General features: G+C 55.3%; 12 protein-coding genes, 9 tRNA genes, 3 rRNA genes and 1 pseudogene. 18 read left to right on the forward strand and 7 right to left on the reverse strand.

The window, feature by feature from the left end; all coding sequences use genetic code 11:
- Nucleotides 1-440: 440 nt before the first annotated feature.
- From KQI82_RS03980 to KQI82_RS04035, 12 genes are all read left to right on the forward strand, one after another.
- Nucleotides 441-1970, forward strand: a 16S ribosomal RNA gene (locus KQI82_RS03980).
- Between the two features lie 114 nt (nucleotides 1971-2084).
- Nucleotides 2085-2161 (forward strand) — tRNA-Ile (locus KQI82_RS03985).
- 46 nt (nucleotides 2162-2207) lie between these two features.
- Nucleotides 2208-2283: transfer RNA gene (locus tag KQI82_RS03990), tRNA-Ala, on the forward strand.
- Between the two features lie 398 nt (nucleotides 2284-2681).
- Nucleotides 2682-5530: ribosomal RNA gene (locus KQI82_RS03995) — 23S ribosomal RNA — on the forward strand.
- A 221-nt stretch (nucleotides 5531-5751) separates the two neighbouring features.
- Nucleotides 5752-5826, forward strand: a tRNA-Glu gene (locus tag KQI82_RS04000).
- Between the two features lie 40 nt (nucleotides 5827-5866).
- A tRNA-Lys gene (locus KQI82_RS04005) sits at nucleotides 5867-5942 on the forward strand.
- Between the two features lie 132 nt (nucleotides 5943-6074).
- Nucleotides 6075-6190: ribosomal RNA gene (gene rrf, locus KQI82_RS04010) — 5S ribosomal RNA — on the forward strand.
- Together the 16S, 23S and 5S rRNA genes with 9 tRNA genes alongside form the textbook arrangement of a ribosomal RNA operon.
- 43 nt (nucleotides 6191-6233) lie before the next feature.
- Nucleotides 6234-6308: transfer RNA gene (locus tag KQI82_RS04015), tRNA-Asn, on the forward strand.
- Nucleotides 6309-6368: 60 nt separating this feature from the next.
- Nucleotides 6369-6445 (forward strand) — tRNA-Ile (locus KQI82_RS04020).
- A 49-nt stretch (nucleotides 6446-6494) separates the two neighbouring features.
- Nucleotides 6495-6570 (forward strand) — tRNA-Trp (locus tag KQI82_RS04025).
- A 65-nt stretch (nucleotides 6571-6635) separates the two neighbouring features.
- A tRNA-Asp gene (locus KQI82_RS04030) sits at nucleotides 6636-6712 on the forward strand.
- Between the two features lie 3 nt (nucleotides 6713-6715).
- Nucleotides 6716-6791 (forward strand) — tRNA-Thr (locus KQI82_RS04035).
- Between the two features lie 254 nt (nucleotides 6792-7045).
- On the opposite strand, the gene KQI82_RS04040 is transcribed toward KQI82_RS04035, so the two are convergent.
- Entirely contained in the window at nucleotides 7046-7921 is an 876-nt protein-coding gene (locus KQI82_RS04040; RefSeq protein ID WP_216559032.1) for a LysR family transcriptional regulator, read from the reverse strand.
- Nucleotides 7922-8047: 126 nt separating this feature from the next.
- On the opposite strand from KQI82_RS04040, the gene KQI82_RS04045 reads away from it, so the two are divergent.
- The 6 genes from KQI82_RS04045 to KQI82_RS15865 are packed head-to-tail and all read left to right on the forward strand — an operon-like array spanning nucleotide 8048 to nucleotide 12481.
- On the forward strand, nucleotides 8048-8296 hold the full coding sequence (locus KQI82_RS04045) for a hypothetical protein (protein WP_216559035.1): 249 nt from the start codon (nucleotides 8048-8050) through the stop codon (nucleotides 8294-8296).
- Entirely contained in the window at nucleotides 8293-9468 is a 1176-nt protein-coding gene (locus KQI82_RS04050) for an iron-containing alcohol dehydrogenase (protein WP_216559038.1), read from the forward strand. Before KQI82_RS04045 ends, KQI82_RS04050 begins: the two co-directional genes overlap by 4 nt.
- A 15-nt stretch (nucleotides 9469-9483) precedes the next feature.
- Nucleotides 9484-10038 carry a DapH/DapD/GlmU-related protein gene (locus KQI82_RS04055; RefSeq protein WP_216559041.1) on the forward strand — a complete coding sequence of 185 codons (555 nt, stop codon included), beginning with the start codon at nucleotides 9484-9486 and terminating at the stop codon, nucleotides 10036-10038.
- On the forward strand, nucleotides 10035-10577 hold the full coding sequence (locus KQI82_RS04060) for a flavodoxin family protein (protein ID WP_216559044.1): 543 nt from the start codon (nucleotides 10035-10037) through the stop codon (nucleotides 10575-10577). Before KQI82_RS04055 ends, KQI82_RS04060 begins: the two co-directional genes overlap by 4 nt.
- A gap of 14 nt (nucleotides 10578-10591) precedes the next feature.
- Entirely contained in the window at nucleotides 10592-11752 is a 1161-nt protein-coding gene (locus tag KQI82_RS15585) for a cyclophilin-like fold protein (RefSeq protein WP_241426608.1), read from the forward strand.
- Nucleotides 11753-11755: 3 nt separating this feature from the next.
- Nucleotides 11756-12481 (forward strand): flavodoxin, encoded by a 726-nt coding sequence (locus KQI82_RS15865; RefSeq protein WP_338148943.1) that lies wholly within the window; start codon nucleotides 11756-11758, stop codon nucleotides 12479-12481.
- On the opposite strand, the pseudogene KQI82_RS15590 reads toward KQI82_RS15865, so the two are convergent.
- The 6 genes and pseudogenes from KQI82_RS15590 to KQI82_RS04105 form a co-directional block, all read right to left on the reverse strand.
- Nucleotides 12448-12597, reverse strand: a pseudogene (locus KQI82_RS15590) (tyrosine-type recombinase/integrase); the annotation flags it as partial. The gene KQI82_RS15865 and the pseudogene KQI82_RS15590 overlap by 34 nt on opposite strands.
- A 134-nt stretch (nucleotides 12598-12731) precedes the next feature.
- Nucleotides 12732-13070, reverse strand: a complete 339-nt coding sequence (locus KQI82_RS04085) for a hypothetical protein (protein WP_216559048.1) — start codon at nucleotides 13068-13070, stop codon at nucleotides 12732-12734.
- Nucleotides 13071-13174: 104 nt separating this feature from the next.
- Nucleotides 13175-13585, reverse strand: coding sequence for a hypothetical protein (locus KQI82_RS04090; RefSeq protein ID WP_241426609.1), 411 nt, complete (start codon nucleotides 13583-13585; stop codon nucleotides 13175-13177).
- A 286-nt stretch (nucleotides 13586-13871) separates the two neighbouring features.
- The gene (locus KQI82_RS04095) at nucleotides 13872-14279 is read right to left on the reverse strand and encodes a helix-turn-helix domain-containing protein (RefSeq protein ID WP_216559051.1); all 408 of its coding nucleotides are present in this window, start codon (nucleotides 14277-14279) and stop codon (nucleotides 13872-13874) included.
- Nucleotides 14276-14485: a helix-turn-helix transcriptional regulator gene (locus KQI82_RS04100; RefSeq protein WP_216633619.1), complete on the reverse strand. Its 210-nt coding sequence runs from the start codon at nucleotides 14483-14485 to the stop codon at nucleotides 14276-14278. The genes KQI82_RS04095 and KQI82_RS04100 overlap by 4 nt, the downstream gene beginning before the upstream one ends.
- Before the next feature lie 173 nt (nucleotides 14486-14658).
- A complete protein-coding gene (locus KQI82_RS04105) occupies nucleotides 14659-15354 on the reverse strand; it encodes a hypothetical protein (RefSeq protein ID WP_216559054.1) in 696 nt (231 codons plus the stop codon).
- Between the last annotated feature and the right edge of the window lie 63 nt (nucleotides 15355-15417).

Genomic DNA, 15417 nt, shown 5'->3' on the forward strand with positions numbered 1-15417 from the left:
GGCGGAAAGTCACGTGCAAAGAGAAGGAAAGGTATAAGTGAGAGAGATGGCAGGGATAAAAAAATGAGAAAAAGGGGAGAAAGGGTATTGACAAGCGGGGAGAGATTTGGTATTCTAAGCAAGCTGTTTCCAAGCCCCCCGCGAAAACAGCCTCGAAAGAAATCTGAAAAAGATTGAAAAAAGAGGTTGACAAGAGTGGGGGAGATGGGGTATAATAGCAATGTTCCGCCGGTGAGGCGTGCACCTTGTAAATTAAACAACGTAACGAAAAGAAAGCACCAGACGGTAAGCGCACTTGTGAGAAATCACGGTGCGCGCCGATAAAGGCTTTGCAAGTAGGGGTTTAGTCAATTACCCGAACGCGGAGCGAAAAACAAGAAGCTATGGAAATAGCTCTGTAAGTCAAGATTAGCTCAGGCCACGGCCTGTGTTGATACGAATTTATAGAGAGTTTGATCCTGGCTCAGGACGAACGCTGGCGGCGTGCTTAACACATGCAAGTCGAACGGAGCACCCCTGAAGGAGTTTTCGGACAACGGAAGGGAATGCTTAGTGGCGGACTGGTGAGTAACGCGTGAGGAACCTGCCTTTCAGAGGGGGACAACAGTTGGAAACGACTGCTAATACCGCATGATGCATATTGACCGCATGGTCGATATGTCAAAGATTTATCGCTGAAAGATGGCCTCGCGTCTGATTAGCTTGTTGGTGAGGTAACGGCCCACCAAGGCGACGATCAGTAGCCGGACTGAGAGGTTGACCGGCCACATTGGGACTGAGATACGGCCCAGACTCCTACGGGAGGCAGCAGTGGGGAATATTGGGCAATGGACGCAAGTCTGACCCAGCAACGCCGCGTGAAGGAAGAAGGCTTTCGGGTTGTAAACTTCTTTGACAGGGGAAGAGTAGAAGACGGTACCCTGAAAACAAGCCACGGCTAACTACGTGCCAGCAGCCGCGGTAATACGTAGGTGGCAAGCGTTGTCCGGATTTACTGGGTGTAAAGGGCGTGTAGCCGGGAAGGCAAGTCAGATGTGAAATCTGGAGGCTCAACCTCCAAACTGCATTTGAAACTGCTTTTCTTGAGTATCGGAGAGGTCATCGGAATTCCTTGTGTAGCGGTGAAATGCGTAGATATAAGGAGGAACACCAGTGGCGAAGGCGGATGACTGGACGACAACTGACGGTGAGGCGCGAAAGCGTGGGGAGCAAACAGGATTAGATACCCTGGTAGTCCACGCTGTAAACGATCAATACTAGGTGTGCGGGGACTGACCCCCTGCGTGCCGGAGTTAACACAATAAGTATTGCACCTGGGGAGTACGATCGCAAGGTTGAAACTCAAAGGAATTGACGGGGGCCCGCACAAGCGGTGGATTATGTGGTTTAATTCGAAGCAACGCGAAGAACCTTACCAGGGCTTGACATCCTACTAATGAAGCAGAGATGCATTAAGTGCCCTTCGGGGAAAGTAGAGACAGGTGGTGCATGGTTGTCGTCAGCTCGTGTCGTGAGATGTTGGGTTAAGTCCCGCAACGAGCGCAACCCCTATTGTTAGTTGCTACGCAAGAGCACTCTAGCGAGACTGCCGTTGACAAAACGGAGGAAGGTGGGGACGACGTCAAATCATCATGCCCCTTATGTCCTGGGCCACACACGTAATACAATGGCGGTAAACAGAGGGATGCAAAGCCGTGAGGTGGAGCGAACCCCTAAAAGCCGTCCCAGTTCGGATTGCAGGCTGCAACCCGCCTGCATGAAGTCGGAATCGCTAGTAATCGCGGATCAGCATGCCGCGGTGAATACGTTCCCGGGCCTTGTACACACCGCCCGTCACACCATGAGAGTCGGGAACACCCGAAGCCCGTAGCCTAACAGCAATGAGGGCGCGGTCGAAGGTGGGTTCGATAATTGGGGTGAAGTCGTAACAAGGTAGCCGTATCGGAAGGTGCGGCTGGATCACCTCCTTTCTAAGGAGACATTACCAGGGCCGAGGTTCTGGTATAACATCCTAAGGTCAGCCGGAAGGCGCGGGCTGAGTAGTTACGTTGTTTAATTTAGAGGGTGCAGCCCTCGGTGGTTATGGGCCCGTAGCTCAGCTGGCTAGAGCGTACGACTGATAATCGTAAGGTCGGTGGTTCGAGCCCACTCGGGCCCACCACAAAAAAGGAAGCCGTACCTGAAAGAGGGCGGAATGGAATAGAGCCGGGGATATAGCTCAGCTGGGAGAGCGCCTGCCTTGCAAGCAGGAGGTCGCCGGTTCGATCCCGACTATCTCCACCAATTGAGATCAGATTGAAGCATTTAAGGGATTAAATGTTTCAATCTGGCTTCAAAAGGAGCCGGAAAAAAGAATACGTCGTATCCAACTCCGACGCAACCCAGCGAAAGCGGTTGCGGAGGAAGAGGAGATGCAGCGAAATGAACGAGCTTTGCCACTTGTGGGAAAGCGAGTGATATGGAGCCTGCATGGACGCGTGCACCTTGAAAACTGAACAATGATATGATGAAAGACATGTAAGGCAACAGAAGAGGTCTTCTGGACAAAAGTTCGGAAGGTAATTTAATTGTGGAACAACATCTGAAAAGATGAGGGTAACAATTACAATTTCAAAAAAAAGAATTCTGAGGAAGCCTGCATAATTCAACTAAGAGAACCAATTGAAAGATTGTTCGAAATAGGTCAAGCTAAAAAGAGCGCAAGGGGAATGCCTTGGCATCAGGAGCCGACGAAGGACGTGACAAGCTGCGATAAGCTTCGGGGAGGAGCAAATATCCATTGATCCGGAGATTTCCGAATGGGGCAACCCGGCAGAGCAATACTCTGTCAGCGTGCGTTGAATAAAATAGGCGTACGCGGGGAACCGCCTGAACTGAAACATCTAAGTAGGGCGAGGAAAAGACATCAACAGAGATTCCGTAAGTAGTGGCGAGCGAACGCGGAAGAGGCCAAACCAGAGGATTTATTCTCTGGGGTTGAGGACTCACAAAACGGCGCAATAGTTTAGGAGAACGGCATGGGAAGGCCGGCCATAGCGGGTGAGAGCCCCGTATCCGAAAGATGAGTTGCGTCAGTGAGTATCCAGAGTACCGCCGGACACGTGAAACCCGGTGGGAAACAGGGGGGACCACCCTCCAAGCCTAAATACTACCTGATGACCGATAGAGGAGCAGTACCGTGAGGGAAAGGTGAAAAGGACCCCGGAAGGGGAGTGAAAGAGAACCTGAAACCTTGTGCTTACAAGCAGTCAAAGCACGTTAAAGTGTGATGACGTACTTTTTGTAGAACGGTCCGGCGAGTTATAGTAACGAGCAAGCTTAAGGCATTCAGTGCCGGAGGCGCAGCGAGAGCGAGTCTGAATAGGGCGTATGAAGTTCGTTGCCATAGACCCGAAACCGGGTGACCTATCCATGAGCAGGTTGAAGTGGGGGTAAAACCCCATGGAGGACCGAACCGACCCCCGTTGCAATGGTGGCGGATGACTTGTGGATAGCGGAGAAATTCCAATCGAACTCGGAGATAGCTGGTTCTCCCCGAAATAGCTTTAGGGTTAGCGTTATGTTAGATTACCGGAGGTAAAGCACTGAATGGTCGAGGGGTCGATAAGATTACCAACGCCTATCAAACTCTGAATGCCGGATAATTGATGCATAGCAGTCAGACAGTGTGAGATAAGTTTCATTGTCAAAAGGGAAACAGCCCAGACCCACAGCTAAGGTCCCTAATGTATGCTAAGTGGAAAACGATGTGGAGCTGCAAAAACAACCAGGATGTTGGCTTAGAAGCAGCCACTCATTAAAAGAGTGCGTAATAGCTCACTGGTCGAGTGGTTCTGCGCGGAAAATATAACGGGGCTAAGCATACAACCGAAGCTTGGGATGCGTGTGAAAACGCGCGTGGTAGGGGAGCGTTGTGTACGGGGTGAAGTCTGAGCGGAAGCACAGGTGGACTGTACACAAGTGAGAATGCCGGAATGAGTAGCGAGAATTATGTGGGAATCATAATGGCCGAAAATCTAAGGTTTCTTGGGGAAGGTTCGTCCGCCCAAGGTAAGCCGGGGGCTAAGGCGAGGCCGAAAGGCGTAGTCGATGCACATACGGTAGAAATTCCGTAGCCACCGAACCTTAAGCATGAGGGACACTTTGAGATAGCAGAACCCGGGCGTTGGTAGCCCCGGGCGAAAGGGACCGAAAATATAGTAGGGAAGTCTGCGATGCTTGAAGGCGAGAAAAGCTCATGTGTATGCTAAGGTGCCCGTACCGCAAACCGACACAGGTAGATGAGGAGAGAATCCTAAGGCCAACGGGAGAAGGGTTGTTAAGGAACTCGGCAAGTTGACCCCGTAACTTCGGAAGAAGGGGAGCCCCGAAAGGGGCCGCAGTGAATAGGCCCAAGCAACTGTTTACCAAAAACACAGGTCTATGCTAAATCGAAAGATGACGTATATGGGCTGACGCCTGCCCGGTGCCGGAAGGTTAAGAGGAGATGTCAGGCCGCAAGGCCGAAGCATTGAATTGAAGCCCCGGTAAACGGCGGCCGTAACTATAACGGTCCTAAGGTAGCGAAATTCCTTGTCAGGTAAGTTCTGACCCGCACGAAAGGCGTAATGATTTGGGCACTGTCTCAACAGCCCGCCCGGCGAAATTGTAGTACTGGTGAAGATGCCAGTTACCCGCAACTAGACGGAAAGACCCCATGGAGCTTTACTGCAGCTTAATACTGGAAATCGGTAATTCATGTACAGGATAGGTGGGAGACTTGGAAGCTGGGCCGTCAGGTTCAGTGGAGTCGCCGGTGGGATACCACTCTTGGATTGCTGGTTTTCTAACCTGCGGCCCTGAATCGGGTCGGGGGACACTGTTAGGCGGGCAGTTTGACTGGGGCGGTCGCCTCCAAAAGAGTAACGGAGGCGCTCAAAGGTTCGTTCAGCACGGACGGAAATCGTGCAGTGAGTGTAAACGCATAAACGAGCCTAACTGCGAGACCGACGGGTCGAGCAGTAACGAAAGTTGGAGTTAGTGATCCGGTGGTATGTGAGTGGAAATGCCATCGCTCAACGGATAAAAGCTACCCTGGGGATAACAGGCTGATCTCCCCCAAGCGTCCACAGCGACGGGGAGGTTTGGCACCTCGATGTCGGCTCGTCGCATCCTGGGGCTGAATTCGGTCCCAAGGGTTTGGCTGTTCGCCAATTAAAGCGGCACGCGAGCTGGGTTCAGAACGTCGTGAGACAGTTCGGTCCCTATCTGTTGCGGGCGTAAGAGATTTGAAGGGAGCTGTCCTTAGTACGAGAGGACCGGGATGGACGTACCTCTGGTGCACCAGTTGTCCTGCCAAGGGCATAGCTGGGTAGCTATGTACGGACGAGATAAACGCTGAAGGCATCTAAGCGTGAAACTCCCCCTAAGATGAGATCTCTCACTCTATATGAGGTAAGGGCCCAGGAAGACTACCTGGTTGATAGGCCGGAAGTGGAAGTGCGGCAACGTATGCAGCTGACCGGTACTAATCGCCCGAGGGCTTGACCTACAATGAAAATGCAGGCGGCCTGAAATAGAAGGACATCATATCGTTGTTCGGTTTTGAGGGTGCATGGAGCGGCCATGAACCCCGTAAAGAGCAATGTCCACGTAAATCGGCATGCAAAGCAGCGCAGCGTTTGTGTGTCGAAAAGGAAGGGCAACGGAGCAATACGGAGTTTCCGCCGGGGGCGGAAATGAAGCGAGCGCAGTTTGCCCCGATGACGACGCGGCCCGTTGGTCAAGTGGTTAAGACAGCGGCCTCTCACGCCGTTAACATCGGTTCGAATCCGGTACGGGTCACCAGATCAAAGCAAGTTGCGGGGAAACCCGTATTGACGAATATGCGCCTTTAGCTCAGTTGGTAGAGCAACTGACTCTTAATCAGTGGGTCCCGGGTTCGAGTCCCTGAAGGCGCACCAAAGTCAGCCGTTGAGGGTTGAGAATGGGAAGCGAGCGGGAGTTTGCTTCCGGTTCTAAGTCCTCAAAAAGGGCTTGACAAGAGTCTCAAAAAACCTTATAATTTGTTTGTTTTCCGGAGCTTCCGGATGACAGTTGGTGCTGATTAGAGCGAGGGTCCACCCGTTCCCATTCCGAACACGGCAGTTAAGCTCGCTTCTGCTCACAATACTTGGCTGGAGACGGCCCGGGAAGATAGGTAGCGCCAACACAAAGTTCAGGCTTTGGTTCAAGAGAGCTGGAGTCTGACACATTCCTCCTTAGCTCAATGGTAGAGCACGCGGCTGTTAACCGCGGGGTTGTTGGTTCGAGCCCAACAGGGGGAGCCAAAGTATTGCCGCCACACGGCGTGGCGGCAATACTTCTCTTAAGACCAGGGCACCAGATAAGGGCCTTTAGCTCAGTTGGTTAGAGCAGACGGCTCATAACCGTCCGGTCCCGGGTTCGAGTCCCCGAAGGCCCACCACTTTATTCTGGCAGGGTATACGTTCTGACATAGCTTTGAAGTGCGAGATAGGGGTATAGCTCAGTTGGTAGAGCAGCGGTCTCCAAAACCGCGTGTCGAGAGTTCGAATCTTTCTGCCCCTGCCATAAAAACTCTTTACATCAAGGACAGGCTATGTTACAATAATTTGGCTTGGTTGTGATGTCAATATGGCCAAGTAGTTCAGTTGGTTAGAACGCCAGCCTGTCACGCTGGAGGTCGTGGGTTCGAGCCCCATCTTGGTCGCCATTTGCTGCTGTAGCTCAGTCGGTAGAGCGCATCCTTGGTAAGGATGAGGTCGGCAGTTCGAATCTGCCCAGCAGCTCCAAAAGTACAAGGCAAAAAAGATATTTGGACCAAAGATCCAGTGTTTTCAAGCCTTGAGAGGCCCTCAACTTAGAAAAGTTGAGGGCCTCAAATCTTAGATATCGACCCACCCAAAAGCCATTCCGGCAGGAGTCGAACTCCCAGCTACCAGTAGGTACGATGGGTGTGAAGGAAGAAAACTGAAAAGAAAGCACAAGGGTGGTCCTTTTGTGGGCCGCCCTTGTACTTTATCTGGCAATCGTTACCGTTCAAAGATTAAGCCAATTCCTGCTGCAATTGCTTCAGAAACACTTCGGCTACTCTTGTAAACACCTGATACTTTTTCCAGACAAGATACAGCTTTGTCTCCAGCGCAGGCATGAGCGGCTGGAAGCACAGCTCGCTGTCCGAGCCGGTGTTGATCAGCTTATCGAAGGACAGGGCGTAGCCCATCCCCTCCCGCACCAGGATTCCGGCGTTATAGGCCAGATTAAAGGTGGCTACGATATTGAGCCGGTCCACCTTCTCTCCGAACCACTTTGGAAAATCCTCCGTGATCCCCTGCCGGGAGCAGATCAGCGGCAGGCCCAATAAATCCTTCATCTGGACAGCCTCCTTTTTGGCAAGGGGGCTGTCCTTACGCATCACAAGGCCCCAGCGGTCGGCGTGGGGGAGCTCCAGGTAATTATATTTGGACAGGTCTACCTCCTGGGCCAGGACCGCAAAGTCCAGCAAGCCCCTGTCCAGCCGCTCCGACACATCCTCGGTGTTGCCGCTGTACAGGTGCAGCCGGATACGGGGGTACTGTTCCTGCAGGGATTTGACGCACCGGGCCAGGTATTTGACTCCGTCGGACTCGGCGCAGCCGATACGGATATCCCCGCCGGTGATCTCCCCCAGGGCCTTGAATTCATCGGCGGTCTTATCCACCATCTCCAGGATGTCCTCAGCACGTCTGCGCAGAAGCATCCCCTCGTCGGTCAGCTTGACGCTGTAATTGCTGCGGACAAACAGCTTTTTGCCCAGCTCGCTCTCCAGGTCCTTGAGTTGCTTGGACAGGGTGGGCTGGGACACATGAAGACGTTCCGCCGCCCGGGTGATATTCCCCTCCCGAGCAACCTCCAAAAAATAGCGCAGGACACGAATTTCCATATAGGTACCTCCTGTTTCCAGAATAGCAGAGATAGTTATTCTTTTCAAGAATAACTTGATATAGAAAACGGGTATTTGATATTTCTGGATGACAGACTTATACTAAAGACAACAGGAGGTGGTACCATGACGGAGGCGTCAGACATCCAAGGCATCCTCTATCAGAATCTGATGGACGCGGGCTGCGACCGGGAGACGGTCCAGCAGTGTATGGCCCTATCCCAAAGCGGGAAAACGTCCGAGCTGCTCCGGCTGCTCGCCAGTCATCGGAAAGCCCTGCTGGATGCGGTCCACCGGAACCAAAAGCAGCTCGACTACTTGGACTACCTTGTCTATCAAACAGAAAAAGAACAGCGTCAGGAGGAATCACAATGAACCAATTTGATTTTAATAACCCCACCCATTTGATTTTTGGCAGCGGGAGCATCGCAACGCTGGGCCGGCAACCGCTGCCGGGAAAAAAGGCGCTCCTGCTCATGTCCGGCGGCAGGTCTGCTCAGGTCAGCGGCGCCTACGGCAAGGTGACGGCCCAGCTCAAGGCGGCGGGCGTGGCGTGGGCCGAATTCGCAAAAATTATGGAGAACCCCCTCAAGAGCGTCGTCATGGATGGGGCGGCCTTTGCCCGGGACAACGGCTGCGACTTCATCCTGGCCCTGGGCGGCGGCGCGGTGCTGGACGCCTCTGTCGCCGTCTCCGCCATGGCTACCAACCCCGGCGACCTATGGGACTATGTGCAGGGCGGCACCGGCAAGGGACAGCCCCTGGTGAATCCCGGCCTGCCGATCGTCACCGTCACCCTCACCGCCGGGACCGGCTCGGAGCTCAACTTCTGGGGCGTCATCTCCAACCCGAACACCCACGAGAAGATCGGCTTCGGCGGCCATCCTTCCCTGACACCAGTGCTGGCCGTGGTGGACCCAGAGCTGATGCGCACCGTACCGCCCAAGTACACCGCCTACCAGGGTTTCGACGCCCTGTTCCACCACACGGAGGTCATGATGAGCAGGGGCGTCAACCTCCTGAGCGAAACCCTGGCTCTCTCCGCCATTGAGCATATCGCCCAATATCTGCCCCGGGCCGTCAAGGACGGCAGCGACCTTGAAGCCCGGGAGCACGTGGCCTACGGCAGCACCCTGGCGGGGATGACCATGCAGCTCACCAGCACCACCGCCCAGCACTCCATGGAGCACTCCATGAGCGCCTATCATCACGATCTGCCCCACGGCGCGGGCCTGATTATGATCTCCAGGGCCTTTGCCCAGTTTTTCATTGATCGCCACGCCTGCGACGGGCAGTTTGTTAAAATGGCGCGGGCCATGGGGATGCCCGCCGCCGACAGGCCGGAGGATTTTATCACCGCCCTGGTAAAGCTCCAGAAGGACTGCGGCGTGGCCGACCTGAAGATGAGCGACTACGGCTTTGTGCCGGAGGAGGCCATGACCCTGGCCAAGGGGGCTCGCTCCATGCAGGGCGGCCTGTTCGCCGCCAACCCCTGTGAGATGACCGACGAGGACTGCGCGGAGATCTTCCGCAAATCCTACCGCTGACGGGGAGGGCCTGCGATGAATCCCGATGACCAGATTCAGACCGGACTAAAAGACCCGGAAGTCATGCGCGCCGCCAGCCAGCGGGCGCTCCGCCTGACCATGGAGCTGAACGGGGCCTACCACACCCCGGAGCGGGTGCGGGCGCTGTTCTTCCAACTCATCAACCAGCCGGTGGATGAGACCTTCTGCCTGTTCCCGCCCTTCTACACCGACTATGGTCAGAACATCACGGTGGGCAAGGACGTGTTCATCAACACCGGCTGCCGCTTCCAGGACCAGGGCGGCATCGTCCTGGGGGACGGCGCGCTCATCGGCCACAACGTGGTGCTGGCCACCCTCAACCACGACGAGGACCCGGCCAGGCGCTATATCCTGCACCCGGCCCCCATCATACTGGGCAAAAACGTCTGGATCGGGGCCAATGCCACCGTGGTCCCCGGCGTTACCATCGGGGACGGAGCCGTGGTGGCCGCGGGAGCGGTGGTAACAAGGGATGTGCCGCCCAATGTAGTGGTGGGCGGCGTGCCCGCCCGTATCCTGAAACGAATCGAAACGGAGGTATCAGAATGAAAAAGAAAGTCCTGGCCCTGTCCACCAGCCCCCGGCGGGGCGGCAATTCGGAGCTTCTGGCTGATGCCTTCCTGGCCGGCGCGGCGGAGGCGGGGCATGAGACGGAAAAAATCTGCCTGTATGATCAGAATATCCAGTTCTGCCGGGGGTGCCTGGCCTGCCAGAAGACGAAACGATGCATCATCCGCGATGACGTGGAGGGTATTCTGGAGAAGATGCGCCGTGTCGACGTGCTGGTCTTCGCCACACCCATCTACTTCTACGAGATGAGCGGCCAGATGAAGACCCTGCTGGACCGCACCAATCCCCTGTTCCCGGCGGAGTACGCCTTCCGGGATATCTACCTGCTGGCGACGGCGGCGGACGGGGACGAGAGCGCCATGGATGGCGCGGTAAAGGGCCTGGAGGGCTGGATCTCCTGCTTTGACCGGGCTAAGCTCTCCGGCGTGGTACGGGGCGTGGGCGTGGACAGTCTCGGCGCAATCCAAACCCACCCCGCCCTCCTGGAGCGGGCCGCCCGGATGGGGCGGAGCCTGTGAACAGGAGGCTGCATATGAGAAGACGGTTTTTATCCCTGGCGCTGGTATTCTGCACGCTGAGTCTGCTGACGCTGCCGGCCTGCGCGGCGGAAAAGCGAACGGAGTCCTCCTCCGTACCGGAGGACATCCGCACTGCCGACACCACAATGGCTTTTACAGACATAGACGACAATGCTTGGTATGCGGAGGCGGTCCGATTCTGTTCCGAACAGGGGATCATGGGCGGCACCACCAATACCACCTTTTCCCCCGACGCTTCCATGACCCGCGCCATGCTGGCTGCGGTGCTCTACCGCATGGCCGGAAGTTCCTCTGTGACGGCGGGCACAGATTTCACGGACGCCACCGGAGGCGCGTGGTACAGCGACGCTGTCTCCTGGGCCTCCGGCTCCGGCATCCTGTCTGGTTACGGGAACGGCCTGTTCGGCGTAGATGACCCGGTGACCCGTGAACAGGCCGCGGCAGTCCTCTGGCGCTATGCCGGGTCCCCCGAATCCGACACGACGGGGGAAGCCTTTGCCGATGGGGCGTCCATCTCCACTTGGGCGGTTCCGGCTGTGAATTGGGCTAAAGCCAATGGCATTCTGAATGGAAAAACGGGCAACCGATTTGACCCCAAGGCGGAACTCACCCGCGGGGAGACCGCCGTGCTTCTGCACCGCTATTTGAGCCGCGATTCGGTGGATGCGCCGCCGCTTTCAGAGCAAGTTCTCGTGATTTCCGTGGGCGGCAGGGACTTCACAGCCCTGTTGGAGGACAACGCCGCCGCCCGCGCGCTGGCGGAGCGACTGCCCCTCACAGTGACCATGGACGAGCTCAACGGCAACGAGAAATTTCACTATTTCCAGGAGAACTTCCCCACCACCCCGGAGCGGCCAGGGACCATTCAGGCAGGCGACCTGATGCTGTATGGCTCGGACTGTCTGGTGCTGTTTTACGAGAGCTTTGCCAGTTCCTATTCCTATACCAGATTGGGGCGGATCGCTGACCCGGCCAGATTGGCCGAGGCCGTGGGCGGCGGAACTGTGGAGGTGACTTTCCGGATGCAGACACAGGAAAGCGTGTGGGATACCCATGCGGAACCCAAAACCCTTGTGGCCTATTTTTCCGCCACAGGCACCACCCGCCCCCTGGCCGAATACGCGGCCAATTTCCTGGACGCCGACCTCTATTAGATCGTGCCGGAGATTCCCTATACCGCCGATGATTTGAACTATAACAATAGTTCCAGCCGGTCCAATCGGGAACAGTCCGATCCCTCCGCCCGTCCCGCTATTTCGGGGAGCGTGGAGAATATGGAGGATTATAATGTCGTGCTTCTGGGCTACCCCGTCTGGCACGGCCAAGCTCCAAAAATCATCTACACATTTTTAGAAAGCTATGAGTTTTCCGGGAAGACCATTGTGCCGTTCTGTACTTCCCACAGCAGCGGCATCGGCTCCAGCGATACCAACCTCCATGTCCTGGCGCCGGGAGCAGACTGGCGCTCCGGCAAGCGGTTTCCCGGCGGGACCGGCCGGGAGACAATCACGGATTGGGTCCACGGACTGGATTTGTCCCGGACACCCACCGCAACAGGCATCGGGAGATTCGACTTCGAGACGGGGACCGTCATACTCAACAGCGGCTACGCTATGCCCATTAACGGCCTTGGAACTTACTCCCTGACCGGCGAAACCTGCTTTACCTCCGTGTCGGCGGCGCTGGAACGGGGCGTCCGGCTCATCGACACCGCCTATATGTACCATAACGAGGCGGAGGTTGGGCGGGCGGTGCGGGAGTCCGGCATCCCCAGGGAGGAAATTTTCGTCATCACCAAGCTCTACCCAAGCCAATTTGCCAATGCGGAAGACGCCATCGACCAGGCCCTCTTGGTGGTCAGCTCCTTCTGGGTGTCTGCGTAGATGTAGCGGAAGATGGAGTCACCGTTTTCTTTGTGACCCACCACGATGCGGCCCTCCCAGCGGCCATCTTTTCTTTTTCTAACCATGCCGCCCCCGGACGGTCTGCGTTTTGCCATGATTATGCACCTCCTTTGTAGCAACACACAATACCCTAACTCTGCCGGAATAGCCATACCTAATAGCGGATATCCATAAAATATTTTTGTTGCGGCGGCCCTTTTACTCTTTGTTTTGCGGCGCAGATTTTGAATCACCTCTCGTTGACCTCTTCCTCCGATTCTTCGTCTATGAGAAGAGGGACTGTGTACTTTCTTGCGGTATCCAGGGAGATGTATCCCTTGGTATCGTTGACCAGAGCCACCGCTTTGCCCCGCAGCTTGTGGGTGTCCTCGTATGAAAGCCCGACCATGGAGGCCAGCGTCAGATGCATCTGCGCGATCTCCACCGCAATCTTGTAGGACAGCTTGGCCAGATGCTTTTCCATCTGCTTGATCTCACTGCGCTCGATGGTCTGATAAAACTGGGACAGCTCTCCCGTAAACTCCTTCAGCAGGTCCCGGCTGACATACTCCCGGAGGGCGACGTTCACTAATTAGGAGCGATTAGCGAAACCGAATCGCTCCCAGCTTTGGTCTGCCAACCAAATGGTTTCAGAGGGAAGCGACACTGTGATCTTCTCAGTCTTCTTCATCGTCACTCTCCTCCGGTTCCCGTCCTCTGCGCTGGTAGGCATAGATACTGTCGTAGCGGATGCTCCCCACTGTCTTGCGTCCGGCGCAGTTCCTCGAAGGTTTCCTCCGGGACGCCCAGAGACTGGCTGGCGAACAGGTGGCTGGCCATTTCCTGCTCCACGCACATCCGAAAGAGCTGACGGCAGATCCGCCCCTCCAGCTTTCCAAGCTGCTCCTCCAGAAACGCAAGAGTTGTCTTATCCATGTACGCTTCGTGACTTTCTACGTTGAGAAATCCTGTGTAGAACTCCACCGCCTTGCAGACGAATTCGCTTCGGATGGCGTGGCCGTGGAGCGGGTAGAGTGCGTCGATCTCTTTTACCTGACTGGGCGGCATCAAAATACCGACCCGTTCCTTTCTCTCCTGTGTCATCTTACATACCTCCATAAAATCTTGAAAATCCATTGGGGAAAATATTGACTTACAGCCACCTTGACCCCCGCCTTCAAATCCCGCAACCCCTTGCCCCGACCCGCATTGCGGGGCGGTGTGGCTTGGCGGAGGACGCTTGCGCCCGCCCGCCTTTATCCTGCACCGTTTTCGACCCCTCGGTCCACCCGGGACTTTCGGCCACACGGTTCTTACCCTCGGGCTTTATGGTGTAGCGGCCGGGTGGTTGCTCCTCGGCTGAAAATGGCACACAGCGGCGCACAGGCGGCTACACGGTGCATTTCTGTGTTTGCATGAGTTTCGCAGTTCGTTGGCGCTCTGTATTCAACTCCAACTGTTCCAGCTGTCGGTTGTAGTGCTCCTCTATCCATTCCTGAACAGGGCGGAGGGTATACCGCAGATTGCCGTTGCGCTTTACCCCAGCCTTGGTGATGACCTCGGTAGGCTCCGTGGAGATCAGCCCTCGTTCCTCCAGCAGCAGTGTGTACTTGCGCACCGTGTTCTCGCTCAGCCTCACCGCCTTGCCGATGGCTTTATAGCTGGGCCAGCATTGGTGGGTCTTGTGATCTTCACACCGCCGCAGGTAGCTGTACACTGCCAGCTCGCCGGGAGTCAGCCCCAAGAGGAACACTTCGTTGGGCAGAGAGGGAAAATTTCCGTGACCACTGTACTTCATGTGTTGCCTCCCGCGTGCTCAGTCACCCACTGGATGAACTGTTCCTTTGGCACCACCATCCGACTGCCGACTCTCAGCACTGGGAACCCTGGTTCGTGCATGAGCTCGTATCCCGATGATGGAGATACACCCAGCACCTTTGCCACCATCGCCACATTCAGAAACAGCGGTAGCTCCTCATAGCTTTTGTAGACAGACTCTTTCATATAGACCTCCTTCAAAAAATTCCCCTCTACTACTAATCTGGACATATTGGCCAATCGACATAAAATTGACATACAACGTCTGCTTTCTTTGCCGTAGACTTGACAGAAAACCGGAGCATCTGCCTTATCAGCAGATGCCCCGGTTTTGATTTGTTGATTCAGTTGAAAGATACTTAATTTTTCCGCAGGCGGCACTTGTCCTCTGTTTCATCTCGCTCTTTCAGCAGCTGTGCCAGAGCGGAGAAGAACTTCTTTTGCAGATAGTCCACACTGCCTCGGTTGAGGTGGTGTACTTCGGCATACTTGCGGATGGACAGACCATCCACGAATCGCTCCCGAAAGTAACTTTGCTGATCCCGTAGCACCGTTTTCAACGCGTTGTCCAGAAATTGCAGGTCCTCCTTCAAGTTAGCGAAGTCCGTTCTGGTGATGGCGGCGTACTTTTTCTCGTTCATACAGAAGCGATACTTGCGCAGATCAAAGCGGTAGTTCTCGCAGAGATCCTTGGCGTATGCGTAGTAGGTGGGGGACTGCTGATACTTGCGGGGGTCATATTCTCCATCAAGCTGTCGGCTTGTTTTGCGCAGCGGACCGCGGAAACCATCCTCCGCAAGATTTTCGATGACAGCCTCCGTGATCTTCATGTTTGTCAGCCGTATGTGTTTGGCCCTTCGCTCACCGTTCACATTTACAAAACCGCAGAAGGATTTTTTGCTGACGGTATAGTACTTGGGCGCGTCCGAGAAGGTGTGAGGACGCCAGATGACAGTCTCCTCGCGGGTGTCGGCATCCTCAGCCAGAGAGACTACATAGATCACCTTTCCATCGTACCGCCGATAGTAGCCAGCACGGATTTGCCTACCTGCCATCTTCTCATCCCCGTTCTTGCTTTCCTTAACTTCAGTATAATGGAGTGGGTTGGTTCTGTAAAT

Origin of the sequence: Dysosmobacter acutus, from assembly GCF_018919205.1 — a bacterium.
Classification (GTDB): domain Bacteria; phylum Bacillota; class Clostridia; order Oscillospirales; family Oscillospiraceae; genus Oscillibacter; species Oscillibacter acutus.